Here is a 24,987-nt window from a genome sequence, read left to right on the forward strand (position 1 = left end):
CTTTAGATAAAGCGGACGTCGCAGCCGCCGATGCCGGCGATGTGCATCGACAGCGTGTCGCCGGCCGTGACCGGAATCAGTTTCGCGAGCGAGCCGGACAGCACGATCTCGCCGGCAAGCAGCGGCACGTCGTAGGCGGCGAGCGTGTTTGCGAGCCACGCGACCGCATCGGCGGGATGGCCGAGCGCCGCATCGCCGCGACCGCGCGCGACGGGCTCGCCGTTTTTCTCGATCGTCATCTCGCAGGCGGCGAGATCGAGCGTGCGCGGATCGACGCGCGCATCGCCGAGTACGTACACACCGCACGAAGCGTTGTCGGCGACGGTGTCCTCGATCCGGATCGCCCAGTCGCGGATGCGCGAATCGACGATCTCGAAGCAGGGCGCGACGGCGGCCGTCGCGGCGATCACGTCGGTGCGGTCGATGCCGGGGCCGCGCAGGTCGTGCGCGAGGATGAACGCGATCTCGCCCTCGGCGCGCGGCGCGATCAGCGAGTCGGTCGCGATCGCTTCGCCGGCCGCATGGTGCATGCCGGACAGCAGGATGCCGAAATCGGGCTGGCGCACGTTGAGCATGTCCTGCACGGCCTGGCTCGTCACGCCGATCTTCTTGCCGACGACCGCTTCGCCGTGTTCGACGCGGCGTTCGATGAAGCGCTGCTGGATGAGATAGGCATCGTCGAGCGACAGACGGCGCGGGCGGCTCGACAGCGGCGCGACCGGCGCGCGCGCGTGCCACGCGGCGTACAGCTCGTCGCCGAGCGTCGTATGCAGGCGGGAAGACATGAAAGGGCCCTCGAATGGAAAAAGGCCGCCGTCGCGGGCGGCGTCGTGCGCCGGAGCGGGGCTCCGGCGCGTGGAGCGCGGGCAGGCCGCGTCGATCGATCAGTTACCCGAACTACGGATCGCGTCCGGCGAGAAGTACGCTTCGCTGAACTGCGGGCTGTTGTCGAGCTTCGGCATCGGGCCTTCGTTGGTGAGGCGGTCGGCCATGTATGCGCCGGAGATCAGGTCGTGGAAGAACACGACGCCCGGATAGAACGTCTTCGCGTCGTACGCATACAGCGTCGTCGCGACGTTGGTGCGCCACAGCTGTCCGCGCGCGTCGTAGTTGTCGGCGAGCAGCGTCATCCAGGAATCCTCGTCGATGTACAGCACGCGCTTCGCATACTGATGACGGTAGTTGCTCTTCAGCGTCGCCTGCAGCACCCACACGCGATGCAGTTCGTAGCGGATGTACGCCGGGTTTTCATGCCCCTTGGTCAGCAGGTCCGCATACTTGACCGAGCTGTCCATCGCCTTGTAGTTGTCGTACGGCACGTAGATCTCGCGCTTGCCGACGATCTTCCAGTCGTAGCGGTCGCCGGGGCCGTTGTACAGGCGATCGTCGTCGACGGTGCGAAAGCCGCCCGGGCCCTGCGGCTGGTCATAGCCGTATTCCGGCGCCTGGCGCACGCGCCGGGTGCCGGGGTTGTACATCCACGTGCGCGACGCGTTGTCCGCGCCGGCCTTGTCCCAGTTCTGGAAGCCGACGATCAGCGAGCCGCGGTCGGACAGCGGCAGCTCCGTCGCGTTGCGGTAGAACGTGCGGTTGTTCAGGTCATTCTTCACGTCGTACTTGCCGACGTTGCGCGGCGAGTAGATGTCGTAGCGCACCTTGCCCCACGCGATGTTGCCGTCGGAATAGACGACCGCCTGGTCGTAGGTTGCCTGTTCTGCACCGATCGCCGACGACATGCGCTGATTCCACAGCAGCTCGGCCGCCGTCTTCGGGATCGGATAGGGCACCTGCGGCGGCGCGTTGGTCAGCCCGTTCGCGTCGGACGTCATCGTCGAATCGGGCGCGTACGTGCGGATGTCCTTGTAGACGGAATCGGTGTAGCGGAAATCGCGATGACTCGGGTAGACGTTGATCTTGAACGTGGCCGGATAGCGCTTGAACATCGCCTTCTGACCGTCGGTCAGATGCTCCGCATACTGCGCCATGTTGTCCGCGGTGATCGTCGCGATCGGCTTCTCGTTCGCGAACGGATCGGGGTAGCGGCCGCCGCGCTTGTACTGCACGTCGGGCGGCGTGCCGAGCCACTTGCCCGACCACTCCGGCACGCCGTTGTCCTTGCTCGCGGCGCGCAGCGCGCCCATCGGCGTCAGCGGGCCGTCGAGCGCCTTCAGGTCGTCCGGCGTGACCTTCGGGAACGACGCCGTCGCGACGACCGCGCACGCGGCCATCACCGAGGCGCGAAGGAGGGGGAGATGAATGCGTTTCATATCAATCCTCTTGTTGCTGAGTGACGAGCGGCCGGGCCGCTCAGAAGTGATAGGTCGCCGTGGCCAGTACGTAGTCGCGATCCGAGAGTGGACGCGTGACCAGGTTCGGCGAGCCGAGGAACTTGGCATAGACGAGCGACAGCTGCAGGTTGCTCAGGCGCGTGAAGGTCAGCCCGGCCGTCACGCGGTGATCGCCCTGGCCCGTCAGCGAGCCGAGTGCGCCGGCGAGCGGCGACGTGCCCGTCAGGTCGTGCGTGTAGGTCAGCGGCACGTCGAGATCCCAGCCGTTGAACACGTTCTTGTAGCTGAGCGTCCACGCGATCTCCATCGCGAGCGCGTTGCGCGAATTCGACAGCGTGGTCGAGCCGTCGAGCGCCGAGATGCTGCCTGCGTGCACGTACGTGAGTTCGCCGATCAGCGATTGCGAGTTCGCGAGGAAGCTCGGCCCGATCGAGTAGATGCCGGACAGATTGGTCTGCAGCACGTTCGCGCGGGTCGACTGCGGGCCGGTCGCCGTATTGACCAGCACGGCCGCGCCCTGGCGGTACGACACTTCGCCCGCGACGTTCACCGGGCCGACCTGCGTCGAGAAGCTCGCGCCGGTCAGCTTGATGTTGCTGAAATACTTCTGCTGGTACTGCAGCGTCGGGAAGTACGTCGTGACGACGCTCGGGTTCATGTCGTTGTAGTGCAGGTGGTACACGCCGAGCTCGGTGTCGCCGAGTATGCGAAAGCGCGCGCCGATCCCCCACTGGTTGCGTGCGCTCGGCTTGTCGTCCGGGCCGCGCGGAATGATCATCCCGCCCGGGCCGATGATGTATTGCGCGCCGGGGCCCGTGACGTCGGAGTAGCTCCAGTACGTGCCGGGCGCGGTCAGCCGGTTCTGCTGGTACGAGAACTGGTAGTAGCCGAGCAGGCTGAAGTTCGGCGTGATCTGCCACTGCGTCGAGATCTGCGGCACCGGCAGCAGGATGTCCTTGACCTCGGCGCCGGCCATGTACGACTTGGTCGCGTCGGACGGCCCCTGTGCGCCCGCGATGTTCGGGAAGAACAGGCTTTCGCCCCAGGCGACCACCTGATCGCCGACCTTCACGTTCAGGCTCGTCGAACCGAGATGGAACGTGTTGTACGCGTACGCGGCGAGCAGCGTCGTGTGGCCGCCCGACCAGTAGCGCGCGTCGCTCGTGAAGTCGTTGTACTGGCCGGAGTGGTTCACGGTGCCCGGCGCGTCGTTGTAGTTCGGGCGCCGATACGCCTGGTCGTAGAACGTGTCCGCGCGAACGAATATCCCCCAGTCGTCATGCTTCAGGTTCACTTCGCCGAGCAGGCTGACCTGGTTCTCGATCAGCTTGTTCTTCGCGAAGTTGCGATCGCCGTCGTCACCGTTGATGTTCGCCGGCGTCAGCAGATTGCCGCTCGGCGCACGGGTGCGCATGCCGAGGCCGTAACTGAGCGTGAACGTAGAGTCCAGCGTCGTGTCGGCGCCGAGCGCGATCGTGCTGCCGGCGTGTGCGTCCGGAACGGCGCACGTCAGCAGCGCGGCGGCCAGCGTCGACAGCGTGGCGGCGGCCCGCTTGTCGGTACGGCGCGAAATCCGTTGATGCATGGTGTCTCCTCTTGGGGTATCGACGACGGTCGACTCTGTGTGTTGTCGTGAGAGGCAGAGTAGGGAGATCGCGGTAGCAGGGAATCGTCAAAATGAACTAGAGGACTTCCCTAGCATCGGCAACGACCGGCTGCGCACCGTGTGCGTCGCATGGTTCAGCGCGCGTCCGTCCGTGCGGCCGACAGGAACGCGGGCCGTTCGCCGCCGCCGTCGAGTCGCAGGTTCGCGCCCGACGTGTACGACGCGTCGGGCGATGCGAGGAACAGGCAGGCGGCGGCGACGTCGTCGGGTGTCGCGAGCCGGCCGGCGGGAATCGTCGCGCGAATCGCGTCGAGCGCGGCATCGTCGCCGTAGTGGCCTTCGGTCGCCGCGTCGGTCTGCACGAGGCTCGGGCTGATCGCGCACACGCGCACGCGCGGCGCCCACTCGACCGCGAGCGACGTGACCGCGTTGACGAGGCCGGCTTTCGCGGCGCCGTACGCGGCCGTGCCGGGCGACGGTCGCGATGCGCTGACGCTCGCGATGAACAACATCACGCCGCCCGTGGATTGCGGCTGCATGATCGCGTTCACGCGTTGCGCGAGTTGCAGCGGCGCGATCAGGTTCAGCCGCACGATCGATTCGGTGAAGCGCGGCGACGCATCGGCCGCGAGCGCGAACGGCGAGCCGCCCGCGTTGTTGACGAGCACGTCGAGGCCGCCGGCCATGTCGCGAATCGTCGCGAGCATCGCGTCGACCTGCTCGATGTCGCGCAGGTCGGCCGCGACGAAGGCAGCCGTGCGGCCATTCGCCGACGGCGGCGTATCGGGCGCGCTGCGTCCACAGACGAACACGCGCGCCCCGGCCGCGAGAAACCGTTCGGCGATGCGCCGCCCGATGCCCTTGGTGCCGCCCGTCACGAGCACCGTCTTGCCGCTGTAGTCGAATCCGTTCATCGTCGCCTCCGTTTCGGTGGACCGATGATAGGAACAAGTGCGCGCGGCTTCGTAGTCTGAAAGGATGATGCCGGCCGGCGCCGGCGGCGCAATCATCGTGGCAGGCATCCATCGAACGACGAAGGAGACAACCCGCGATGACGACCCCCACGACGCCGCCGGCCGGCATCTTCACCGACGTACCGGGCGGCATGCGCCTGCATCATTTCGAGGCGGGCGAGGGCCGGCCGGTGGTGTTCATTCACGGCAGCGGGCCGGGCGCCAGCGGCTTCAGCAACTTCAAGCACAACTATCCGGCGTTCGCGGCGGCCGGCCATCGCGCGATCGTCGTCGACCTGCCCGGCTACGGGCAGTCGTCGAAGCCGTCCGACGTCGCCTATACGCTCGATTTCTTCGTCGGTGCGCTGCATGCGCAACTCGCCGCGCTCGGGATCGGGCCGGCCGTCCTGCTCGGCAATTCGCTCGGCGGCGCGATCGCGCTGAAATACGCACTCGACTACCCGGACGAAGTGGACGGGCTGATCATGATGGCGCCCGGCGGCGTCGAGGATCGCGACACCTATTTCCGGATGGAAGGGATTCAGCGGATGGTGAAGCTGTTCACCCATCGCCAGATGAATGACGACACGATGCGCGAACTGCTGACGCTGCTCGTGCACGATCCGGCGATCGTCACCGACGCGCTCGTCGCCGAGCGGATGAAGGTATGCGTCGAGCAGCCGACCGAAGTGCTGTCGACGATGAGCGTGCCGAACCTGACCGCGGCGCTCGGCGATCTGCGCAGCCCGGTGCTCGGTTTCTGGGGTACGGACGATCGCTTCAATCCGGTCGGCGGCGCGCTGACCTTCCTCGAACGCTGCCGCGATGCGCGCTTCGTGCTGATGAACCGCTGCGGCCATTGGGTGATGGTGGAGCACGCCGATTATTTCAATCGGGAATGCCTCGATTTTCTTGCGGCGCGGAATACGCGATAACGCCGGATGCGCTCGCAGGCGCCCATCCGAATACAAGGAGACGACATGAAACTCATCGAAGAACTGTTCGACCTGCGCGGCAAGGTGGCCGCGATCACCGGCGGCGCGCGCGGTATCGGCGCCGAGACGGCGCGTACGCTGGCCGCGGCCGGCGCGAGCGTCGCGATTCTCGACGTGCTGTCGCAGCCGGCGCAAGCGCTGGTCGAGGACATCCGCGCACAGGGCGGCCAGGCCGCATTCTGGTCGCTCGACGTCACGCACGAGGCGGATGTGGCGCGCGTGTTCGACGAGATCGTCGCGCGCTTCGGGCGCCTCGACGTGCTCGTGAACAACGCGGGCATCGAAGGGCACAACGTGCCGACGCACGAGCTCACGCTCGCGCAATGGCAGCGCGTGCAGGACGTGAACGTCAACGGCGTGTTCCTGTGCACGCGCGCGGCGATTCCGCATATCGACGCAGCCGGCGGCGGATCGATCGTGAACCTGTCGTCGATGTACGGGATCGTCGGCGGCCCCGACGTGCCCGCGTATCACGCGTCGAAGGCCGCGGTGCGGATGATGGCAAAGGTCGACGCGATGCTGTACGCGGCGAAGAACATCCGCGCGAACTCGGTGCATCCCGGCTATATCCGCACGCCGATGCTCGAGGACGCGTTTCGCCAGATGGGCCAGGACCCCGATCGCGCGTTCGAGTACATGCAGACGCACGTGCCGATGGCGAAGATCGGCAATCCGCGCGATATCGCGGCCGGCATCCTGTATCTCGTGTCGCCGGCAGGCCGCTACGTGACGGGCGCGGAGCTCGTGATCGACGGCGGGTTTACCGCGCGCTGATACGGCGCGCTCGCGCAACGGAACAGGAGACAGGCAGTTGAAAGTGCTCGTGGCAGTGAAACGCGTGGTCGACGCGAACGTGAAGGTCGGCGTGAAATCCGACCGGACGGGCGTCGATATCGCGAACGCGAAGATGTCGATGAACCCGTTCGACGAAATCGCGGTGGAAGAAGCGGTGCGGTTGAAGGAGGCTGGAGTCGCGACCGAAGTGGTCGCGGTATCGGTGGGTGTCGCGCAGGCGCAGGAAACGCTGCGCACGGCGCTGGCGATCGGCGCGGATCGCGCGATTCTCGTCGAGTCGAATGAAGGCGTCGAACCGCTGGGCGTCGCGAAGGTGTTGAAGGCGCTGGTCGACCGGGAGCAGCCGCAATTGGTGATTCTCGGCAAGCAGGCGATCGACGACGATGCGAACCAGACGGGCCAGATGCTCGCCGCGCTGGCCGGTCTGCCGCAGGCGACGTTCGCGTCGAAAGTCGTGATCGCCGACAGCCATGCGACGGTGGCGCGCGAAGTCGACGGCGGCGCGCAGACGCTGTCGCTTCGACTGCCCGCGGTCGTGACGACCGACCTGCGCCTGAACGAGCCACGCTACGTGACGCTGCCGAACATCATGAAGGCAAAGAAGAAGCCGCTGGAAACGGTGAAGCCGGAAGACCTCGGTGTGGACGTCGCGCCGCGTCTGAAGACGCTGAAGGTGAGCGAGCCGCCGAAGCGCGCGGCCGGCGTGAAGGTGCCGGACGTGCAGACGCTGGTCGGCAAGCTGAAGACCGAAGCCAAGGTGCTGTAACAGGGAACGCAACGACATGACGATTCTGGTAATGGCCGAGCACGACAACGTGTCGATCAAGGCCGCGACGTTGAATGCGGTGGCCGCGGCACGGGCGCTGGATGCCGCGGGCGTCGGCGATGTTCACGTGCTGGTCGCGGGCCACCACGCGCAAGCGGCGGCCGATGCAGCGGCAAAGATCGCGGGCGTTTCGAAGGTGCTGCTGGCCGATGCGCCGCATCTGGCCGAAGGCCTGGCGGAAAACGTCGAAGCGACTGCGCTGAACATCGCGAAGGACTACTCGCACATCCTCGCGCCGGCCACCGCGTACGGCAAGAACGTCGCGCCGCGTATCGCCGCGAAACTGGATGTCGCACAGATTTCCGAGATCACGGCCGTTGTATCGGCCGACACGTTCGAGCGCCCGATCTACGCGGGCAACGCGATCGCGACCGTGCAGTCGGGCGATCCGGTCAAGGTCGTCACGGTGCGGGCGACCGGCTTCGATCCGGTTTCGGCGGAAGGCGGCAATGCGACGGTCGAGAGGATCGACGCAGCGGCAGACGTCGGCACGTCGCACTTCGTGAGCCGTGAAGTGACGAAACTGGATCGGCCGGAACTCACCAGCGCGAACATCGTCGTGTCGGGCGGCCGCGGATTGGGCAGCAGCGAGAACTACACGAAGGTGCTCGAGCCGCTGGCCGACAAGCTGCAGGCCGCGCTCGGCGCATCGCGCGCGGCAGTCGACGCCGGCTACGTGCCGAACGATTACCAGGTCGGCCAGACCGGCAAGATCGTCGCGCCGCAGCTGTACGTCGCGGTCGGCATTTCGGGTGCGATCCAGCACCTGGCCGGCATGAAGGATTCGAAGGTGATCGTCGCGATCAACAAGGATCCCGAAGCACCGATCTTCAGCGTGGCCGATTACGGTGTCGTCGGCGACCTGTTCACGCTCGTGCCGGAAGCGGTCGCGGCGCTCTGACGATGCCGCTGTTCGAATTCAACGGGATGCGGCCGCGCGTCGATCCGTCCGCGTACCTCGACCCGAGCGCGGTCGTGATCGGCGACGTGACGATCGGCGCGCGCTGCTACATCGGCCCGCATGCGAGCCTGCGCGGCGACTTCGGCGCGATCGTCGTCGAAGACGGCAGCAACGTGCAGGACGGCTGCGTGCTGCACGTCGGGATCGGCGAGACCTGCCGGCTGGGCGTGAACAGCCACATCGGCCACGGCGCGATCGTGCATGGCGCGACGCTGGAGCCGGACACGATGATCGGCATGAATGCGGTCGTGATGGACGGTGCGACGATCGGCGCAACGACGATCGTCGCGGCCTGTGCGTTCGTGAAGGCCGGCTACGACGTGCCGCGCGGCGTGCTGCTGGCGGGCATGCCGGCGCGTGTCGTACGCCGGCTGAGCGGCGCGGAGATCGACGCGAAGGCGAATGGCACGCGGATTTATCAGCAACTGGCGGCGGATTGCCTGAAGACGATCAGGCCGATCGTCGATTGAGTAGGGTGGCGCCGGGAGCCGCCCCGGGATCCATGCGGCGTCGCGCCAGAACGCGCGAAATCCTTCCGCCGTCGCGACGCATGCCGGCTTCCGTCGAGGTTGCGACAATCGATGCGCTTTTACGCATGCGGGTCAATCGGGACGATACCGGATCGATTGCGTCATGCATCGCCATTGGCTTAAGATCGTCGGGAAATCATCCCACGCCTTCAGCGTCAATGAAAAAGAGCATAAGCCTGCGGGTCGCCATCATCGCTTCGGCCGTTGCCGTGTACAGCATCTACATGCATGTCCAGCAGTTGATCAGCGGCTGCATGTGGGTCAGGGGCCATCAGCGCTGCAGTTTCGAAAACAGTACGAATTTCGAGGGCTGGATGGATCTGGACCTGATGATCACCTGCTGCTGGGTCGCCGCGGCCGTGGTCGGGTGGATTTCCGTTGCGCAGGGCACGAAAAAACCGGGTTAGCGGCCCACGCACGTCCTCGTTAAACGGGTACGACATGGCCGCTCGATCGGGCCGAGCCTGTCAATCCGTGACAACGCGCATTCGCTGCCTGGTCGCGACGGCGCACGCGATGCGTTCGAGCCGGACATGAACGCGTGAGTCTGCGCCGGCAGACGCCGTCATCGCGGTCCCCGGCGAGATGGGCGTCAGCGCGCGGGTCGCGCGAGGGGAGGTTCCCGTGCAATTTCCGACAGGATCGGTGGTCGCGCTCAGTTCGGCCGCCGCGACGATGTTCTCGATGGGCATGCTGTTTCTCGGCTACTGGGGGTTGCACGAAGCGCTGCCCTGGCGGTTCGGCGACTACGTCGTGATCGTGCCCGCGCTGGCGGGTTTCGCGTGCCTCGCCAGCGTGCCGTTTCTTGCCACGTCGCCGATGAAAACCCCCGACGACGAGTCGCGAATGTTCGTCGCGCGGCGCGTGTTTCTGTGCGGCGCAGGCGCCGTGTGGTGCGCGATCGTTGCTTCGCTGATCGTGTGAGAACAGGCGGACGAGACGGTTTCCGGCGCAACCCGGCGAACGCATCCTGAAACGTCTTACGTGAGGCCGGAACCCTCGGTTTTCACGCCGCCACGACCGCTTTGCTTTCCCCGATCGCGTGCACTAGATTCGAAGCGTTCGTCTGTTTCAGAGCGCGAGGTGGAGCCATGACGCCGTGGGAAATTCAGGGAACCGAAATGATCAGTTGCAATTGCTCATACGGTTGCCCTTGCCAGTTCAATGCGCTGCCGACCAACGGCAACTGCGAAGCGATGGGGGCGATTTCGATCGACAGCGGCCACTACGGCGACGTGGTGCTCGACGGCGTCAGGATCGCGGTGGTGTTCCAGTGGCCGGGCGCCGTTCACGAAGGCAAGGGCAAGTGCCAACCGATCGTCGACGAGCGTGCCAGTCCGGCACAGCGCGAGGCCGTGCTGAAGATCATGACCGGTCAGGATACCGATCCGTTCGCGACGATGTTTTCGGTGTATGCGTCGACGCTCGAGCACGCGTTCGAGCCGATCTTCACGAAGATCGATTTCGACGTTGACGTCGATGCGCGGCGCGGCCGGATTCACGTGGACGGTGTGTTCGACGCAGCCGGCGAACCCATCCACAATCCGGTGACGGGTGCCGAGCACCGTGTGCGGATCGACCTGCCGCACGGTTTCGAATACGAGCTGGCCGAGATCGGTTCGGGCACGGGGCGCTCGCAGGGCAACATCGCGCTGAATCTCGACGGAACCTATGCGCAATTCGCGCGGCTGCATCTGAACAACCACGGGCTGATCCGGCATCGCGCCGCGGCATGACGCCGTTCGACACCTGGCTCGCCCGCGAGCGCGCCGTCACGCTGATCGGCATGGCCGCGCTCGTCGGCCTGTGCTGGTTCTATCTGTGGACGGGCGCGGGAACCGGCATGTCGGCGCGGGAGATGACGACCGTCGCGCTGTTTCCGCATCGGCTGGCGGACGGCATGGGCAGCATGGATCCGCCTCTGCCGACCGTGATCGCGATGTGGTGGGTGATGATGATCGCGATGATGACGCCCGGCGCGGCGCCGCTCGTGATGCTGTACCGGCGCGTGCTACGGCAGCACGGCGACGGGGCGACGGGATCGGCGTTCACGTCGGTGGCGCTGCTGGCCGGCTATCTGACGACGTGGCTCGCGTTCTCGATCGGCGCGGCGCTGCTTCAGGCGCTGCTGCAACCGGCCGGGCTGATCTCCGCGATGATGCTGTGGTCGAAGAGTGCGCGCCTTTCCGCGATCGTGCTGGCGCTGGCCGGGCTTTATCAATTCTCGCCGCTGAAACGCGCGTGCCTGCGGCAATGCCGGGCGCCGGCTGCATTCCTGGTCGCGCACTGGCGCCCGGGCGTCGCCGGCAGTTTCCTGCTGGGCGTGCGGCACGGCATCGTTTGCGTGGGCTGCTGCTGGTTACTGATGGCGCTGCTGTTCGTCGGCGGCGTGATGAACGTGGTGTGGATCGTCGCGTTGTCGCTGTTCGTGTTCGTGGAGAAGGTGCTGCCCGGTGGCGAGCGTATCGGCCGCGTGCTGGGTGTCGTGCTGATCGCGTGGGCCGGTGCGACGTTGATCGTGTGATGCGTGGCGCTGGCTGGCGACGGAAACGCGCTGGCTCGACGGGAGATGCTCGATGAAGACCTGTTTTCGCGCTGTCGTCGTGTCGTGCGCGATGGCGACCATTGCCATGCCGGCGCTCGCCGGCGGCGACATGCCGGGCATGAACGCAGGCGACGCGACCATGTCGGCGTCGAATGCGACGCTGACCGATGCCGAAGTCAAGGCAATCGATGCCGGCCGCAGGCTCGTGACGCTGAAGCACGGCGCGCTCGACAACATCGGCATGCCGCCGATGACGATGGCATTCAAGGCCGGCGACGTGGCGATGATCCCGCCGCTGCATGTGGGCGACAAGGTTCGGGTTCGGGTGGAAAACGTCAACGGCACGCTGACGATCGTGAAGCTGGTGAAGCGGCCGTGACGAGGATGCTGCCGGTTTTTCCCGGTCGGTGCTACGTAACGCGGGGCCGGTGTTACGTCAGCGCGATCGGAATGCCAGGACGGGACGCGCCGCGACGCACGATCCGCACGCGATGTGCCGTGACGCGCAGTGCGGCCCGGACCGCGATCGAAAGGCGATCGTGACAATGTGAAGGAGGCCCACGGAGATGGCACGCTAGATGCTTGTTGACGTGATCGAGCTGAATAGCGAACGGGGGCTTCCATGCACAATCACTTCACCAAGGCGAACGTTTCACTCGCCGCCATTGCCACTGCGTGTGCGCTCGCGGCGTGCGGCGGCGGTGACATTACGGCGCCGACGCTGGCCGGCAACACCATCGGGACGAGTACGAGCGGGACGAACGGAACCGGTGGTACGAGCGGGACCAGCGGCACGAGCGGGACGAGCGGGACGAGCGGGACGAGCGGCACAAGCGGGACGAGCGGCACAAGCGGGACGAGCGGCACAAGCGGCACCAGTGGCACCAGTGGCACCAGTGGCACGAGCGGCACCAGTGGCACGAGCGGCACAAGCGGCACCAGTGGCACCAGTGGCACCAGTGGCACGAGCGGCACCAGTGGCACGAGCGGGACCAGTGGCACAAGCGGAACCAGTGGCACAAGCGGAACCAGCGGCACGAGCGGAACCAGCGGCACGAGCGGAACCAGCGGCACGAGCGGAACCAGCGGCACGAGCGGAACCAGCGGCACGAGCGGAACCAGCGGCACAAGCGGAACCAGTGGCACAAGCGGAACCAGTGGCACAAGCGGAACCAGCGGCACGAGTGGAACCAGCGGTACACCCGGCACCAACGGCATCATCAGTTCCGTCGGCGCAGTCGTGCTGGCCGCGGGCTCGACGCTCGGCGACGTGACACTGCCCGGCGTCGGCAAGACCATGACGGCCGGGCCGGCCGACACGGTCACCGGCGTCGGCACGCTCATCCGCGACACGACGAATGCCGTGAGCAACGGTATCGGCCAGATCGGCTTCACGCCGAACCCGGTCGGCACGACGGTGACGGGCCTCGGCACCCTCGTCGGCTCGACCAGCAACCCGGTCAACGGTCTCAGCGAAACGGTGAAGGCGCTCGGCTCCGGCCCGCTGTCGCCGCTCGCGCCGATTACGACGCCCGTCGGCGGTCTACTCGACACGGTGGCCGGCGGCCTGAAGTCGGGCGGCACCATGCTCGGCTCGGCCCTGTCGTCAGGCCCGGTCCAGCAGGCGACGCAGGCGCTCAGCACGGCGATCACGCCGCTCGTGACGACGGCCGGTCAGCTCACGCAGCAGGCCGGCACCGCAACGGGCCTCGGGCAGCCGGTCGCGGGCCTGCTCGGGCAGGTCGGCGGAGCGATCACGTCGGCTGGATGGAAGGTGACGTCCACGTCGCCGCAGCCGATCGTCGGCGCGGTCGGCGGTCTCGTCCGGGCGGTCGGCAACACGGTGACCAATGCGGGCGGCCTCGTGAACCCGAGCGGCCCGAACGGCGCGGTGCCGGTCGCCGGTCTGGTGACGAGCGTGGTCGGCGGCATACCGGCGACCGTGCACGGTGGCGCCGAGACCGGTGCGAGCGGCGGCGGCTCGCCGCTGGGCGCGCTCGCCAACCCGCTCGCGCCGGTGACGTCGCTGGTGGGTGGCCTGCTCGGCGGCGCGGTCGGCAAATAGCCGGCTCGTGCCGATCGCCATGCGGGAACCCGGCCGCATGACCGGAGACGACGGCCATCGGTCGTCTTCGGTCCCGGCCGGGACCGGCGATGGAGCCTGAAACCGCGGCCCGCTACCTGCGCGTGTCGCCGGGCTTCGACGGCGGCCGTGCGAGCCCGCGCGCCGGCAGCGGCGTCGACATCACGATCGACGTGCGCGTTTCGCCGTACAGGTTGATGCGTTCGATCAGTTGTTCGAGATGAGCCATGCTGACGGCGACCAACCGCATCACGTACGAATCCGCCCCCGTCACGTGATGGCATTCGACGACTTCGGGAATCGTCTCCAGCAGCTTCAGGAACTTCGCTTTCGCCGGTTGCTGCACCGTGATGCCGATCAGCGCGCTCACCGGATAGCCTGCCGCGGACGGGTTGATCCGCGCGGTGTAGCCCTCGACCACGCCGGCTGCTTCAAGGCGCTTCACGCGTTCCGTCACCGCCGGCACCGACAGGTGGACCTGGCGCGCGAGCTCCGTATAGCTGATGCGTCCGTTGTCCTGCAACAGCGCCAGTATCTTCCAGTCCAGATCGTCCATCGCGGCGGGCGTTTTTAAGGTGGAGTGCCTATTTTTCCTTAAAAACCGTATTCAGCGGGGGCCGGACTTTCCCTACGATGCCTGTTCGATCCACTGGATGCTGCAAGGAGCAGGCGATGCTGTTCATCAAATCCGTCGTGATGGGGTGGTCGATCGCGGCGCCGGTCGGCCCGATCGGCATGCTGTGCATTCAGCGCAGCCTGAGCCGCGGCTTCCAGGCGGGATTCGCGACGGGCATCGGCGCCGCATGCGCCGACGCGATTTACGGCCTGCTCGGCGCGCTGGGCGTTGCGGGCCTCGTCACCGCGTTCCCGATGCTGACCGTCGCCCTGAAAATCGGCGGCGGCGCGTTTCTCGTCTGGCTCGCGTGGACCATCGCGCGCCAGGCGCCGGCCGCGCCGGCGGGGCAACGCGAGCTGCCGCGTACGACGGTCCTGCGCGATTTCCTGACGACGTTCGGCCTCACGCTGTCGAACCCGATGACGATCGTGTCGTTCGTCGGGATCTTCGCGGCGCTCGGCCCGCTGCCGGACACGCAGGAAGGCGCGATGGAGGCCACCGTCGGGTCGATGGTCGCCGGCGTGTTCATCGGTTCGGCCATGTGGTGGCTGTGCCTGAGCGGCGCGAGCGCCGCGCTGCGCACGAAGCTGTCGTTCGGGTTCATGCACGGGCTGTCGCGCGTGTCGGCGGCGATCGTCGCGGGATTCGGCGCGATCCAGCTGGTCGCGGGCGTGCGCGGACTGATCTAGACGCGCGGGGCAGCGCAGCGATCCCGGCCGATGCCGATGTCGTTCCCGGGTGCGGTTCTATTCATCGCCGGCTCCATTCGATGCGTGCAGGTGCGCGTGCACGAAGCGCGCGATTTCCTGGCTCAGCTCGATATCCTCCGGCGCGCCCATGAATCCGCCGTGCGGCATCCCCTCGAACACGTGCAGCTCGGTCGGCACCTGCGCGCGTCGCAACGCGCGATGCAGGCGCACGGCGTTCGACAGGAACAGGTCGCGCGTGCCGCTCTGGATGAAGGTCGGCGGGAAGCCGGCGGCGAAATCGCCGAACAGCGGCGACAGGTACGGATGCGCGAGATCGGCGCCGTTCGCGTAGAGCAGATTGTTCGCCATCAGCGGCCCCGGCAACACGACGTCGACCAGGCGGCTGGTCTCGAAGCTGTCGCCGGATTCGGTCAGGTCGGCTTCCGGCGACAGCAGCACGAGCGCGGCCGGCAGCGGCAGGCCCTCGTCGCGGGCGCGCAGCACCATCGCGGCGGCGAGATTGCCGCCGGCCGAACGGCCGCCGATGACGACGTGTTCCGGTGCGTAGCGCTCCAGCACGTAGGCATAGGTCGCGATGCAGTCGTCGAGCGCGGCCGGATACGGATGCTCGGGCGGCATCCGGTAGTCGACGCCGTAGCAGCGCACGCCGAGCCGGTCGGCCTGCATCTGCGCGCCGGCACGGCACGCGGCGCCACCGCCGACGACCAGCGCGCCGCCGTGCAGGTCGATGGTCGCATAGGCGCTGGCAGCCTCGGCTTCCGGTGTCGCGACATGCACGTCCGCATCGCCGACGCGGATCGTCTCGACGCTCGAACGCAGATAGCCGGCGAGCTGCTCGACCGCGGCCGCGTAATGTGCGTCGGCGCTGGCCTTCACGCGCATCCACGCGTCGATATCGTCCGGGGCCGGCATCACGTGCAACGCGTTCAGCGGCACGCCGTCGTCGCCGGTCAGGCGTTGCAGCGCGGCGCGCGCTTCGTCGCTGATCGAGGTCGGGAAGGGAACGACACGGCTCGGCAGTACGACGCCGTCGGGTTTGTCTTTCATCGCTCGGGTTCCGTTCGGTGCGTCAGGCGGCCGACGGCCAGTGACGCAGCATCACGTCGAGCGCATCGAGGCTGCGCGCCCACGACGCGTCGGAATCCGGCGCGCTGTGCGAGAAGCCGCCGGCGCTTTCGAGCGTCACGTAGCCCATGAAGAAGCCGCCGAGCAGGCGGATCGCATGCGCCTGTTCGGTTTCCGGCAGGTCGTAGCCGCGCAGCACCGCCGACGTCATCCTGACGAGCTGCCCGCCCGCGCTTTCCGCGGCCCGTTCGGCGCTCACCGGATGGCGCGCGGCCGCAAAGCGGCCCGGATGCGCCCGCGCGTAGTCGCGATAGACGTTCGCGAGCGCGGCCAGCGCGTCCTTGCCGGTGCGGCCGGCCAGCGCGTCGGTGGCGCGATCGGCCAGCTCCTGCAGCGCGAACAGCGCGATCCGGCTCTTCAGATCGTCGAAGCTCGGGATATGGGAATACAGGCTCGCCAGCTTGACGTCGAAATGTCGCGCGAGCGCCGCGCCGGTGAGCAGCTCGAAGCCGGTTTCATCGGCGAGCCGCGCGCCGGCTTCGACGAGCTTGTCCACGGTAATGCCGGCACGCGCCATGACGAATGCTATGCGGATTAGTCAAAAAACTAATTCTATTAGGTTTGGCCGCGATGTCAATTTTCCGCGCGTGCCGGCGTGGCGCTTCATGCGGATGCGTGAGCTCGTCAGAACGTATAGCTGACCTTGCCGAACGCGGTGCGCCCGAGCGTGTTGTAGCCGTACGCGGTCATGTACTGCCGGTCGAACAGGTTCGACAGCGACGCCGACACGGTCAGGTGCGAACTGATCCGGTACGACGCGCGCAGGCTCACCGTCAGGTACGACGCCAGATACTGCCGGTTGGCCGGATCGTCGAACGTCGAACCGCCGTACAGCAGCGACGCGCCCGTGCTCAGCGCATGCAGCTTCAATTCGTCCCACGTGTGGTCGACGTTCAGGCTGACCGTCTGGCGCGGCCGGCGGCTGAGCCAGGTCTGGTTGGTCTCGTCCTGCGGATTCAGGATGCCGACCGCGATGCTCACCGGCGTTGAACGGCCGATCGTCCCCTTGTACGACAGGTCGATGCCGCGAATGTGCGAACGGCCGATGTTCATCGGCGAGAACGTTGCCGGGTTGTAGGCGATCAGGTTGTTGACGCGCGTATCGTAGATCGCCGCGGTGAAGGTGCCGTACGCCGTGTTCGCGTCGAGCGCGGCCTCGACCGACGTGCTGCGTTCCGGGCTGAGGCTCGGATTGCCGTAGCCGGGATAGTACAGGTCGTTGAACGTCGGCAGGCGGAATGCATTGCCGTACGACACGCGCGCCGTGTAGACCGGCGTGATCGCCCACGACAGCGCGGCGTTGCCGGTGTTCACCGCTTGCCCGGCGACGATCTCGTGACGACCCGCGACGAACATCGTCACGCTGCCGAGCGTCGCCGACTGGTGCAGCGAGAACGCGGAATCGTTGCGCGTCGGTACGCCACCGGGAATGTCGACCGGCAGGAACGCCTGTTCGCGCGTGAAATCGTAGGCGAGCTTCGATTCGCCCGACAGCGGCAGGCCGAACAGATGAAATCCGTGCGCCTGATGGGTCAGCGACGTCGACGTGCTGATGCGTTGCGAATTGATCTGGTCCGTCGCGAGGGCTGGGTTGTCCGCGTAGATGAACTGGCGGTCGTTCGCATAACCGAACGACTGGTCGAATTGCGTATCGGGCGTGATGTCGAGATGGAACGCGACGCCGGTCGTCAGCTGGTGATCGAGCTCGCGATTCGCGTAGCCGCTGTTGTCGTAGGACAGGTCGGAGCGGTGGTACAGCGCGAACGTCGAGATCGACCAGTTGTCGCGCGCATAGCCGAGCCGCGCGTCGAGATCCTGCGCGTGATACGGATTGCGGCCGTCTTCGTGACCGTAGAAGAACGGCCGCGTCGCGTCGATGCCGGCCGTGTTGTAGTCGTGCAGCCCGAGCGAATAGGTGAGCCCGCCGAGCGCGGCCAGCGGCCCCGTCGACGGCACTGTGCCCGACGTGCGGAACCGCGTGTCGAACGTCTTGTTCGTGCCGCCGCCGAACGACACGGTGGTCTGGTTCGGCTGTTGGGCGGCGCGGCGCGTGAAGAGTTGCACGACGCCGCCCATCGCGTTGTTGCCGAACGACGCGGCGGCCGGCCCGGAGATCACCTCGACGCGCTCGAACGCGTCGGTCGGCAGGTCGGCCCACGGCGCGATGCCGGTGGTCGGCGAGCCGATCCGGATGCCGTCGATGAACACGGCGACCAGGCTCGCCGACGAACCGCGGATGCTGACCGACGCGGACGAGCCGGGCCCGCCGTTCTGCGCGACGGTCACGCCCGGCAGCGTCGCGAGCGCCTGCGTGATGCTCGGGTCGGCCGGCGACAGCCGGTCGAGATCGTCGCGCGTGAGCACCTGGGTCGACGCGTAGCGCCGGTCGAACGATTCGGGCAGGTGCCGCGTGTCGGTCACGCTGATCGTCGGCAGGTCCGCCCCTTCCGCGGGCCCGGCGGGCTGCGCAGGCGCCGTGTCGCCCGCCGCATGGGCGAGCGGGGAAAGCAGCGCGGTGGCGGCGGACGTGGCGAGCAGGTGACGAAGGTTCATGAGACGGCGGGACAAAGCGAGTAGCGGGTACGGCGATCGTGAGCGGAGGGCGGACAAGCAACGGATGCCGACGGCGTGTCGGTGCGACGCTTCCGGCCGGGAAGCGGATTCGGGAACGATGGACATCTGGTGGATCCTGAGGTCGGGTCGTCCATGCAACGGGCGACCACCCGGGGGCGGCGCCTGGCGCATCGGGACACCCCGCCCGGTGCGGCTGCTGGACCTCGGGTCGATGGCAGGTCTCCTGGCTCGCGGGTCGTCGTCCGTGCGGGCCTTCCCGGTTTCCCAGTGGCATGCGGTGGCACGGATTCGCCGCTCACAGTTGCGGGGGCAGCCGCAGCTTCGAGGCGTTGCCTCGCCTGCGTTCCCTTTTGATCCCATCCCTGGGAACCATCAGCGCGCAAGGGTAATGGCGTGCGCTCGCGCACGTCAATCGTCCGGCTGCCTGCGGATGCGAAAAAACGTCATTGTCCGGCGTCAGCTTTCCGGATCCTTTCGTTTCATGCGCGCGGGCCGTGCGTCTGGTCTGACGAAACGGGGCGAGCGCGTGCCCTCGAGCCGGAACCGGCTCGGCGCGTTGCGCGGGCCGCGCTTCCCTCGACAGTTTCCCGTTCGAACCTGCCGCTCGCGTGCGCGATCTCGTTCAAACGGGCGAGGCGGAACCCGGGCGCGTATTGCACCGTGTGGATATCGCGGGTTCGAGCTGAACGGCCCGCACTCGATGACAGGAGACATCATGACCGACACCCGAAGCCGGTTCCTCGCCGGCCAGTGCACGCTCGCGCAGCGCCGCGCATCCGACCCGACAGGACGTTGACCGACATGACCGATTCGATTCGCTTCGACGGCGGCACCGCCGTGATTACCGGCGCGGCCAGCGGCATCGGCAGCGGGCTGGCGCGCCACGCGGCCGCGCTCGGCATGCGTGTCGTACTGGCCGATCTCGATCCGGCGAAACTCGACGCGTTCGCCGCGACGCTCGACACCGACGTGCTGTGCGTGCCGACCGACGTCAGCCGGCCGGAAGCCGTCGACGCGCTGGCCGAAGCCGCATGGCGGCGCTTCGGCGGCGTCGACCTGCTGTTCAACAACGCGGGCGTGATGGCGACCGGCTTCAGTTGGGAAATTACGCCGGAGCGCTTCGAGCGCAGCTTCGCGATCAACGTGCACGGCGTGCTGAACGGGATTCGCAGTTTCGTGCCGCGCATGCTCGAACGCAACGCGCCGGCGCGGGTCGTGAACACCGCATCGGTCGGCGGCTTCCTGCCGAGCCCGCTGATGTCGCCGTATTCGGCGACGAAATTCGCGGTGGTCGCGCTGACGGAATCGCTGTACGGCGAACTGAAGATGCTCGGCGCACCGGTCGGCGTGTCGCTGCTCGCGCCGGGGCCCGTGCTGTCGGGCATCTTCAACGATCCGTTCGGCGCCGCGCACGACCGGCCCGAGGTGCGCGGTTTCGTCGACACGATGCGCACGATGCTGAACGCGCACGGGCTCACGCCCGACGCGTTCGCCGAGCGGGTATTCGACGGTATTCGCGCCGGGCGCTACTGGCTGATTCCGCAACCGGAGACGCTCGACGGCGCGCTGCAGCGGCGTACCGACGACATCCTCGCCGCCCGCGATCCGTCGCTGCCGTCGTTCTGAATGCCGGCGGCCGGCGCGTGTCGTTACATATGCGTGCCGGCGTGCGTGCGGCCGCCCGGGTCGCCGCCGCGATCGGGCGGCGTATTGTTCTGATCGATCTTCGCGAACACGAAGCCGACGGGCGGCAACGCGGCGGGCGAACGGTGCGTCGCTTGCGCGACTGCGGGGGCCGGCGATGCGGCGGGAAAACCGGATGACGTCACGCCCGGTTGAGCGAACGCCGACAGGGAAGCGGCCGCCAGGGCGGCGGCGACGATCGCGTGCGTATTCATGGTGACTCCTTCACGACTGACTTCAGGACGACGTAATCAGTCTAGGGCGCGAAACTTAACGCGACGTGAAGGGGCGGCGGCGCGCGCATGACAGGATCTTCATGCGCGCCGCGACGGTCAGGCCGCTGCCGACACCAGCGCGCAGAAGTTCTCGAGATCGACGTTGCCGCCGCTGATCACCACGCCGACGCGCTTGCCCTGCAGCGCATCCTTCATCCGTCGCACGGCGGCGAACGACAGGCAGCCGGTCGGCTCGACGACGAGCTTCATGCGCGTGGCGAAGAAGCGCATGCAGTCGACCAGTTCCGCGTCCGTCGCGGTCAGGATGTCGTCGACGTCGCGGCGGAGGATCGGGAACGTCAGGTTGCCGAGGTGCTGCGTCTGCGCGCCATCGGCGATCGTGCGCGGCGTGTCGATGTGCACGATCGTGCCGGACCGAAACGATTGCTGGGCGTCGTTGCCGGCTTCGGGCTCGACGCCGTACAGCTTCGCGTGCGGCGACAGCGCCCGCGTGGCGAGCGCGGTGCCCGACAGCAGGCCGCCGCCGCCGAGCGGCGTGAATACCGCGTCGAGCGGGCCGACTTCGTCGAACAGTTCCTTGGCCGCGGTGCCCTGGCCGGCGATCACGTCCGGGTGATCGTAGGGCGGAACCAGCGTGAGCCCGTGCTTCTCCGCGAGTTCGCGCCCGATCTGCTCGCGATCCTCGGTATAGCGGTCGTAGGTCACGACGTTGCCGCCGTAGCCGCGCGTCGCGGCCATCTTCGCGGCCGGTGCGTCCTGCGGCATCACGATCGTCGCCGGAATGCCGAGGATGCGCGCCGAAAGCGCGATCGCCTGCGCATGGTTGCCCGACGAGAACGCGACGACGCCGTGCCGGCGCTGTTCCGCGCTGAAGCGCGACAGTGCATTGAACGCGCCGCGGAACTTGAAGGCGCCCATGCGCTGCAGGTTCTCGCACTTGAAGAACACCTGCGCGCCGAGCGCGTCGTCGATCGTCCGCGACGTCATCACCGGCGTGCGGTGCGCATGGCCTTCGAGCCGGGCCGCGGCGGCGGCAACGTCGTCGTACGTGGGGAGAGTCGGAGAGTTCATGGTCGCTAGAGGGTCGAAAAGGTCAGTCAACGGGAAATTCGAAACGGGACGGCAGGGCGCGCGGCGTCACTTCGCATCGTTGTAGACGGTGGCGCGCGAGACGCCGAGATGCTGCGACACGATTTCCATCGCGCGGCGCACTTCGAGGAAGCCGTCGGCCTTCAGCATCTGCATCAGCTCGCGGCGCTGGTCGGTCTTCAGCTCGCGCGGCGTCGTCGCGAGGCGCGTCGCGAACGCGTCGATGCGCTGCCGGATCGCGTCCGCGCCGGCCGGGTCGAGCGTTTCGACGACGGTCTCGCCGTCCGTGCGGCAGAACTGGTTCAGCATGCCCTGGAAGCCGCGGAACAGCGTGACGTCGGCATTCAGGCACAGCGCGGCGACGTAGCGTCCGGTCGAATCCTTGATGCCGATCGACGTGCTTTTCGCGGTGCGGCCGTCGGCGAAGCGGTTCGGGTAGTTCGCGAGCACCTGCGGGAAATCGTCGTCGGCGATGCGGGCGAGGCCGAGCTCGGTCGCGGGATCGCCGACCGCGCGTCCGGACAGGTTGTTGTGGATCGCGAGGATCGCGTGCTCCGGCGTGCGCAGGTCGTGCACGACGACCTCGGTGAACGGCGCGAACATCGCGCCGAGCCCTTCGGCGATGCGCTGCACCTGCTCGATCAGCGAGGCCTGTTCCGACGGCCGTGGTGTGTCGTTCGTGCTCATGCGTGGTCCTGGGGAGCCGGGGTGTCCGTCGTTTCCGATCGCGTGATGCCGGCCAGCAGCGGGCGCGCGATCCGGACGTAGTCGGCCGCGTCGAGCACGACCGAGCGGTCGAGCCGGCCCGCGTTGAACGCGATCTCGTCATTGTGTTCGACCAGTGCGGGATCGACGACGAGCGTCACGTTCGAATCGAATGCGAACGGCGGCACGGCGCCCATCACGCAGCGCGTGACGGCGGCCGCGACGTCGGGCGACGCGAGCGTCGCCTTGCGCCGGCCGAGCGCATCGGCGACCTTGCGGAAGTCGATTTTCAGGTGGCCGGGAATCACCGCGAGCGCGGTGGCGTCGCCGCCATCCTTGAACGTGCAGAGCATCGCCTTCGCGCCCTGTTCGGGACGGGTGCCGCGCAGCGTGGCGATCGCGTCGGATTTGCCTTCCGCCGGATGCTCGAGCACGCGGAAACGCGCGCCGGCGGTATTCAGCAGTTCGCACAGCGTGTCGAAAACGGGCGAGTCGTTCATGTTGCTCCGGAGCAGGCAGGCCGGCGCGCCGATGCGCGCGGATCAAAGAATTGTCCAAGTATAGACGTTTTGTCATGGCTGTGACAAAGGGGGCGCGCTCGTCGTTGCCCGACCGCGGCCCAGGCATGTCGTTCTTCAGCAGCCGAAAGGGCGTTTCATATTGCGGGATACGCGCCGGATTCCTGTCGCCGCGTTTTACCGCCGCTTGAAACCGTGTTTTGCATCGCAAAAACGCCTGGCTATCTCATTGAAAAACAACAGAAATTTATATCTTATGTCTTATATAAGACTTGACCGAAATTTCGCTGGACGGGATTACTATTGAGTCCATGCAGTTCGCTTCGTCACACGCGGCGGGCACGCTGAACCCTTTACTCAAATGCGCTTCGTTCCCAGGAGATAGACATGTCCCAATATCAAGACGACATCAAGGCAGTGGCTGGTTTGAAGGAAAACCACGGCAGCGCGTGGAATGCCATCAGCCCCGAATATGCCGCCCGCATGCGTGCCCAGAACAAGTTCAAGACCGGTCTGGACATCGCGAAGTACACCGCGAAGATCATGCGCGCCGACATGGCCGCGTACGATGCCGATCCGTCCAAGTACACGCAGTCGCTGGGTTGCTGGCACGGTTTCATCGGCCAGCAGAAGATGATCTCCATCAAGAAGCACTTCAACAGCACCGAACGCCGCTACCTGTATCTGTCGGGCTGGATGGTCGCCGCGCTGCGCTCGGAGTTCGGCCCGCTGCCGGACCAGTCGATGCACGAAAAGACTTCGGTCAGCGCGCTGATCCGCGAGCTGTACACGTTCCTGCGCCAGGCCGACGCCCGTGAGCTGGGCGGCCTGTTCCGCGAACTGGATGCCGCGAAGGACGCTGCCGCCAAGGCCGCGATCCAGCAAAAGATCGACAACCACGTCACGCACGTCGTGCCGATCATCGCCGACATCGACGCCGGCTTCGGCAATGCGGAAGCGACCTACCTGCTGGCCAAGCAGTTCATCGAAGCGGGCGCGTGCTGCATCCAGATCGAAAACCAGGTGTCGGACGAGAAGCAGTGCGGCCACCAGGACGGCAAGGTCACGGTGCCGCACGAGGACTTCCTCGCGAAGATCCGCGCGATCCGCTACGCATTCCTGGAGCTGGGCGTGGACGACGGCATCATCGTCGCGCGTACCGATTCGCTGGGCGCCGGCCTGACCAAGCAGATCGCCGTGACGAACCAGCCGGGCGACCTGGGCGATCAATACAACTCGTTCCTCGATTGCGAGGAACTGTCGGCCGACCAGCTGGGCAACGGTGACGTCGTCATCAAGCGCGACGGCAAGCTGCTGCGTCCGAAGCGCCTGCCGAGCAACCTGTTCCAGTTCCGCGCCGGCACGGGCGAAGCGCGTTGCGTGCTCGACTGCATCACGTCGCTGCAGAACGGCGCCGACCTGCTGTGGATCGAAACCGAAAAACCGCATATCGCACAGATCGGCGGCATGGTCAGCGAGATCCGCAAGGTGATCCCGAACGCGAAGCTGGTGTACAACAACAGCCCGTCGTTCAACTGGACGCTGAACTTCCGTCAGCAGGCGTACGACGCGATGAAGGCAGCGGGCAAGGACGTGTCGGCTTACGACCGCGCGCAGCTGATGAGCGTGGAATACGACGAGACCGAACTGGCGCAACTGGCCGACGAGAAGATCCGTACGTTCCAGGCCGATGCATCGCGTGAAGCAGGCATCTTCCATCACCTGATCACGCTGCCGACGTACCACACGGCCGCGCTGTCGACCGACAACCTGGCCAAGGAATACTTCGGCGACCAGGGCATGCTCGGCTACGTGGCCGGCGTGCAGCGCAAGGAAATCCGTCAGGGCATCGCCTGCGTGAAGCACCAGAACATGTCCGGTTCGGACATCGGTGACGATCACAAGGAATACTTCAGCGGCGAAGCGGCGCTGAAGGCCGCGGGCAAGGACAACACGATGAACCAGTTCTGATCGTCGTCCGACCCGAAGCACGAAGCCAGCCCCGCGGGGCTGGCTTTTTTTTGGTTCATCGCAGGAAACCGTGGAGGGTTTTCGAGCGATTGCATAATCTGACACCTGATTTTGAGGATGTCGGAGGAAGAATTGCTCGATCGCAAGGCACTTCAGGCACTGGGCTGCTGGACCGGCT

The 24,987-nt window shown here is 66.8% G+C and carries 26 protein-coding genes and 1 riboswitch; of the genes, 14 read left to right on the plus strand and 12 right to left on the minus strand.

The window, feature by feature from the left end; all coding sequences use genetic code 11:
• Positions 1-2 precede the first annotated feature (2 nt).
• The 4 genes from dmpE to MMB92_RS24695 all read right to left on the minus strand — a co-directional run bounded on the left by dmpE (position 3) and on the right by MMB92_RS24695 (position 4,808).
• Positions 3-785, minus strand: a complete 783-nt coding sequence (gene dmpE, locus MMB92_RS24680; RefSeq protein ID WP_034202299.1) for a 2-oxopent-4-enoate hydratase — start codon at positions 783-785, stop codon at positions 3-5.
• Between the two features lie 99 nt (positions 786-884).
• Complete coding sequence (locus MMB92_RS24685; protein ID WP_062910464.1) at positions 885-2,267, minus strand: DUF1329 domain-containing protein; 1,383 nt, start codon at positions 2,265-2,267, stop codon at positions 885-887.
• Positions 2,268-2,307: 40 nt separating this feature from the next.
• Complete coding sequence (locus tag MMB92_RS24690; RefSeq protein WP_084751473.1) at positions 2,308-3,873, minus strand: DUF1302 family protein; 1,566 nt, start codon at positions 3,871-3,873, stop codon at positions 2,308-2,310.
• A gap of 155 nt (positions 3,874-4,028) precedes the next feature.
• Positions 4,029-4,808 (minus strand): SDR family oxidoreductase, encoded by a 780-nt coding sequence (locus tag MMB92_RS24695; protein ID WP_006483021.1) that lies wholly within the window; start codon positions 4,806-4,808, stop codon positions 4,029-4,031.
• 137 nt (positions 4,809-4,945) lie between these two features.
• On the opposite strand from MMB92_RS24695, the gene MMB92_RS24700 reads away from it, so the two are divergent.
• The 11 genes from MMB92_RS24700 to MMB92_RS24750 all read left to right on the plus strand — a co-directional run bounded on the left by MMB92_RS24700 (position 4,946) and on the right by MMB92_RS24750 (position 13,564).
• A complete protein-coding gene (locus MMB92_RS24700; protein ID WP_006483031.1) occupies positions 4,946-5,782 on the plus strand; it encodes an alpha/beta fold hydrolase in 837 nt (278 codons plus the stop codon).
• Positions 5,783-5,827: 45 nt separating this feature from the next.
• A complete protein-coding gene (locus MMB92_RS24705) occupies positions 5,828-6,616 on the plus strand; it encodes an SDR family NAD(P)-dependent oxidoreductase (RefSeq protein WP_006483065.1) in 789 nt (262 codons plus the stop codon).
• 37 nt (positions 6,617-6,653) lie between these two features.
• Complete coding sequence (locus MMB92_RS24710; protein ID WP_058903158.1) at positions 6,654-7,403, plus strand: electron transfer flavoprotein subunit beta/FixA family protein; 750 nt, start codon at positions 6,654-6,656, stop codon at positions 7,401-7,403.
• A gap of 16 nt (positions 7,404-7,419) precedes the next feature.
• A complete protein-coding gene (locus MMB92_RS24715; protein ID WP_058903157.1) occupies positions 7,420-8,364 on the plus strand; it encodes an FAD-binding protein in 945 nt (314 codons plus the stop codon).
• 2 nt (positions 8,365-8,366) lie between these two features.
• A complete protein-coding gene (locus MMB92_RS24720; RefSeq protein ID WP_034202303.1) occupies positions 8,367-8,894 on the plus strand; it encodes a transferase hexapeptide repeat family protein in 528 nt (175 codons plus the stop codon).
• Positions 8,895-9,112: 218 nt separating this feature from the next.
• Positions 9,113-9,361 carry a hypothetical protein gene (locus MMB92_RS24725; RefSeq protein WP_012493351.1) on the plus strand — a complete coding sequence of 83 codons (249 nt, stop codon included), beginning with the start codon at positions 9,113-9,115 and terminating at the stop codon, positions 9,359-9,361.
• A gap of 217 nt (positions 9,362-9,578) precedes the next feature.
• The gene (locus MMB92_RS24730; RefSeq protein ID WP_011547642.1) at positions 9,579-9,878 is read left to right on the plus strand and encodes a hypothetical protein; all 300 of its coding nucleotides are present in this window, start codon (positions 9,579-9,581) and stop codon (positions 9,876-9,878) included.
• A 167-nt stretch (positions 9,879-10,045) separates the two neighbouring features.
• On the plus strand, positions 10,046-10,690 hold the full coding sequence (locus MMB92_RS24735; protein ID WP_006491659.1) for a DUF1326 domain-containing protein: 645 nt from the start codon (positions 10,046-10,048) through the stop codon (positions 10,688-10,690).
• Positions 10,687-11,478: a DUF2182 domain-containing protein gene (locus tag MMB92_RS24740; protein ID WP_006494795.1), complete on the plus strand. Its 792-nt coding sequence runs from the start codon at positions 10,687-10,689 to the stop codon at positions 11,476-11,478. Before MMB92_RS24735 ends, MMB92_RS24740 begins: the two co-directional genes overlap by 4 nt.
• A gap of 52 nt (positions 11,479-11,530) precedes the next feature.
• Positions 11,531-11,878: a copper-binding protein gene (locus tag MMB92_RS24745; RefSeq protein ID WP_060263940.1), complete on the plus strand. Its 348-nt coding sequence runs from the start codon at positions 11,531-11,533 to the stop codon at positions 11,876-11,878.
• Positions 11,879-12,121: 243 nt separating this feature from the next.
• Positions 12,122-13,564: a collagen-like triple helix repeat-containing protein gene (locus tag MMB92_RS24750; RefSeq protein ID WP_277563005.1), complete on the plus strand. Its 1,443-nt coding sequence runs from the start codon at positions 12,122-12,124 to the stop codon at positions 13,562-13,564.
• Between the two features lie 112 nt (positions 13,565-13,676).
• Here the strand turns inward: MMB92_RS24750 and MMB92_RS24755 are convergent, their stop codons facing one another.
• Complete coding sequence (locus tag MMB92_RS24755) at positions 13,677-14,138, minus strand: Lrp/AsnC family transcriptional regulator (protein WP_006483067.1); 462 nt, start codon at positions 14,136-14,138, stop codon at positions 13,677-13,679.
• 116 nt (positions 14,139-14,254) lie between these two features.
• Between MMB92_RS24755 and MMB92_RS24760 the strand changes: the two genes are divergently transcribed.
• The gene (locus tag MMB92_RS24760) at positions 14,255-14,887 is read left to right on the plus strand and encodes a LysE family transporter (protein ID WP_062885542.1); all 633 of its coding nucleotides are present in this window, start codon (positions 14,255-14,257) and stop codon (positions 14,885-14,887) included.
• Positions 14,888-14,944: 57 nt separating this feature from the next.
• Here MMB92_RS24760 and MMB92_RS24765 read toward each other — a convergent pair whose 3' ends face one another.
• The 3 genes from MMB92_RS24765 to MMB92_RS24775 form a co-directional block, all read right to left on the minus strand.
• Positions 14,945-15,955 (minus strand): alpha/beta hydrolase, encoded by a 1,011-nt coding sequence (locus MMB92_RS24765; RefSeq protein ID WP_084751470.1) that lies wholly within the window; start codon positions 15,953-15,955, stop codon positions 14,945-14,947.
• A gap of 22 nt (positions 15,956-15,977) precedes the next feature.
• Positions 15,978-16,529, minus strand: coding sequence for a TetR-like C-terminal domain-containing protein (locus tag MMB92_RS24770; RefSeq protein ID WP_241285130.1), 552 nt, complete (start codon positions 16,527-16,529; stop codon positions 15,978-15,980).
• A gap of 128 nt (positions 16,530-16,657) precedes the next feature.
• Positions 16,658-18,586 (minus strand): TonB-dependent receptor, encoded by a 1,929-nt coding sequence (locus tag MMB92_RS24775; RefSeq protein WP_084751467.1) that lies wholly within the window; start codon positions 18,584-18,586, stop codon positions 16,658-16,660.
• Positions 18,587-18,802: 216 nt separating this feature from the next.
• A riboswitch (cobalamin riboswitch) is annotated at positions 18,803-18,996 on the minus strand.
• 412 nt (positions 18,997-19,408) lie between these two features.
• Between MMB92_RS24775 and MMB92_RS24780 the strand changes: the two genes are divergently transcribed.
• Positions 19,409-20,233 carry an SDR family NAD(P)-dependent oxidoreductase gene (locus MMB92_RS24780; RefSeq protein ID WP_006483043.1) on the plus strand — a complete coding sequence of 275 codons (825 nt, stop codon included), beginning with the start codon at positions 19,409-19,411 and terminating at the stop codon, positions 20,231-20,233.
• 23 nt (positions 20,234-20,256) lie between these two features.
• Here MMB92_RS24780 and MMB92_RS24785 read toward each other — a convergent pair whose 3' ends face one another.
• The 4 genes from MMB92_RS24785 to MMB92_RS24800 all read right to left on the minus strand — a co-directional run bounded on the left by MMB92_RS24785 (position 20,257) and on the right by MMB92_RS24800 (position 22,820).
• Positions 20,257-20,505, minus strand: a complete 249-nt coding sequence (locus MMB92_RS24785) for a hypothetical protein (protein ID WP_006483063.1) — start codon at positions 20,503-20,505, stop codon at positions 20,257-20,259.
• A gap of 117 nt (positions 20,506-20,622) precedes the next feature.
• Complete coding sequence (locus MMB92_RS24790) at positions 20,623-21,597, minus strand: threo-3-hydroxy-L-aspartate ammonia-lyase (RefSeq protein ID WP_080331705.1); 975 nt, start codon at positions 21,595-21,597, stop codon at positions 20,623-20,625.
• A gap of 66 nt (positions 21,598-21,663) precedes the next feature.
• Entirely contained in the window at positions 21,664-22,302 is a 639-nt protein-coding gene (locus MMB92_RS24795) for a helix-turn-helix transcriptional regulator (protein WP_006483016.1), read from the minus strand.
• Positions 22,299-22,820 (minus strand): YbaK/prolyl-tRNA synthetase associated domain-containing protein, encoded by a 522-nt coding sequence (locus MMB92_RS24800; RefSeq protein ID WP_084751466.1) that lies wholly within the window; start codon positions 22,818-22,820, stop codon positions 22,299-22,301. Before MMB92_RS24800 ends, MMB92_RS24795 begins: the two co-directional genes overlap by 4 nt.
• A 405-nt stretch (positions 22,821-23,225) precedes the next feature.
• On the opposite strand from MMB92_RS24800, the gene MMB92_RS24805 reads away from it, so the two are divergent.
• A complete protein-coding gene (locus MMB92_RS24805; RefSeq protein WP_006483004.1) occupies positions 23,226-24,809 on the plus strand; it encodes an isocitrate lyase in 1,584 nt (527 codons plus the stop codon).
• Positions 24,810-24,987 lie beyond the last annotated feature (178 nt).

The sequence above is a fragment of the Burkholderia sp. IO2 genome, from assembly GCF_029522185.1.
Taxonomy (GTDB): domain Bacteria; phylum Pseudomonadota; class Gammaproteobacteria; order Burkholderiales; family Burkholderiaceae; genus Burkholderia; species Burkholderia cenocepacia.

Bases quoted from the DNA above. Each gene is read 5' to 3' on its own strand.
- MMB92_RS24795 (WP_006483016.1), bottom strand. From the start codon at position 22,302: ATGAGCACGAACGACACACCACGGCCGTCGGAACAGGCCTCGCTGATC.
- MMB92_RS24695 (WP_006483021.1), bottom strand. From the start codon at position 4,808: ATGAACGGATTCGACTACAGCGGCAAGACGGTGCTCGTGACGGGCGGC.
- MMB92_RS24790 (WP_080331705.1), bottom strand. From the start codon at position 21,597: ATGAACTCTCCGACTCTCCCCACGTACGACGACGTTGCCGCCGCCGCG.
- MMB92_RS24725 (WP_012493351.1), top strand. From the start codon at position 9,113: ATGAAAAAGAGCATAAGCCTGCGGGTCGCCATCATCGCTTCGGCCGTT.
- MMB92_RS24735 (WP_006491659.1), top strand. From the start codon at position 10,046: ATGACGCCGTGGGAAATTCAGGGAACCGAAATGATCAGTTGCAATTGC.
- MMB92_RS24690 (WP_084751473.1), bottom strand. From the start codon at position 3,873: ATGCATCAACGGATTTCGCGCCGTACCGACAAGCGGGCCGCCGCCACG.
- MMB92_RS24805 (WP_006483004.1), top strand. From the start codon at position 23,226: ATGTCCCAATATCAAGACGACATCAAGGCAGTGGCTGGTTTGAAGGAA.
- MMB92_RS24685 (WP_062910464.1), bottom strand. From the start codon at position 2,267: ATGAAACGCATTCATCTCCCCCTCCTTCGCGCCTCGGTGATGGCCGCG.
- MMB92_RS24780 (WP_006483043.1), top strand. From the start codon at position 19,409: ATGACCGATTCGATTCGCTTCGACGGCGGCACCGCCGTGATTACCGGC.
- MMB92_RS24755 (WP_006483067.1), bottom strand. From the start codon at position 14,138: ATGGACGATCTGGACTGGAAGATACTGGCGCTGTTGCAGGACAACGGA.
- MMB92_RS24775 (WP_084751467.1), bottom strand. From the start codon at position 18,586: ATGAACCTTCGTCACCTGCTCGCCACGTCCGCCGCCACCGCGCTGCTT.
- dmpE (WP_034202299.1), bottom strand. From the start codon at position 785: ATGTCTTCCCGCCTGCATACGACGCTCGGCGACGAGCTGTACGCCGCG.
- MMB92_RS24765 (WP_084751470.1), bottom strand. From the start codon at position 15,955: ATGAAAGACAAACCCGACGGCGTCGTACTGCCGAGCCGTGTCGTTCCC.
- MMB92_RS24800 (WP_084751466.1), bottom strand. From the start codon at position 22,820: ATGAACGACTCGCCCGTTTTCGACACGCTGTGCGAACTGCTGAATACC.
- MMB92_RS24720 (WP_034202303.1), top strand. From the start codon at position 8,367: ATGCCGCTGTTCGAATTCAACGGGATGCGGCCGCGCGTCGATCCGTCC.
- MMB92_RS24705 (WP_006483065.1), top strand. From the start codon at position 5,828: ATGAAACTCATCGAAGAACTGTTCGACCTGCGCGGCAAGGTGGCCGCG.
- MMB92_RS24700 (WP_006483031.1), top strand. From the start codon at position 4,946: ATGACGACCCCCACGACGCCGCCGGCCGGCATCTTCACCGACGTACCG.
- MMB92_RS24740 (WP_006494795.1), top strand. From the start codon at position 10,687: ATGACGCCGTTCGACACCTGGCTCGCCCGCGAGCGCGCCGTCACGCTG.
- MMB92_RS24750 (WP_277563005.1), top strand. From the start codon at position 12,122: ATGCACAATCACTTCACCAAGGCGAACGTTTCACTCGCCGCCATTGCC.
- MMB92_RS24745 (WP_060263940.1), top strand. From the start codon at position 11,531: ATGAAGACCTGTTTTCGCGCTGTCGTCGTGTCGTGCGCGATGGCGACC.
- MMB92_RS24715 (WP_058903157.1), top strand. From the start codon at position 7,420: ATGACGATTCTGGTAATGGCCGAGCACGACAACGTGTCGATCAAGGCC.
- MMB92_RS24785 (WP_006483063.1), bottom strand. From the start codon at position 20,505: ATGAATACGCACGCGATCGTCGCCGCCGCCCTGGCGGCCGCTTCCCTG.
- MMB92_RS24760 (WP_062885542.1), top strand. From the start codon at position 14,255: ATGCTGTTCATCAAATCCGTCGTGATGGGGTGGTCGATCGCGGCGCCG.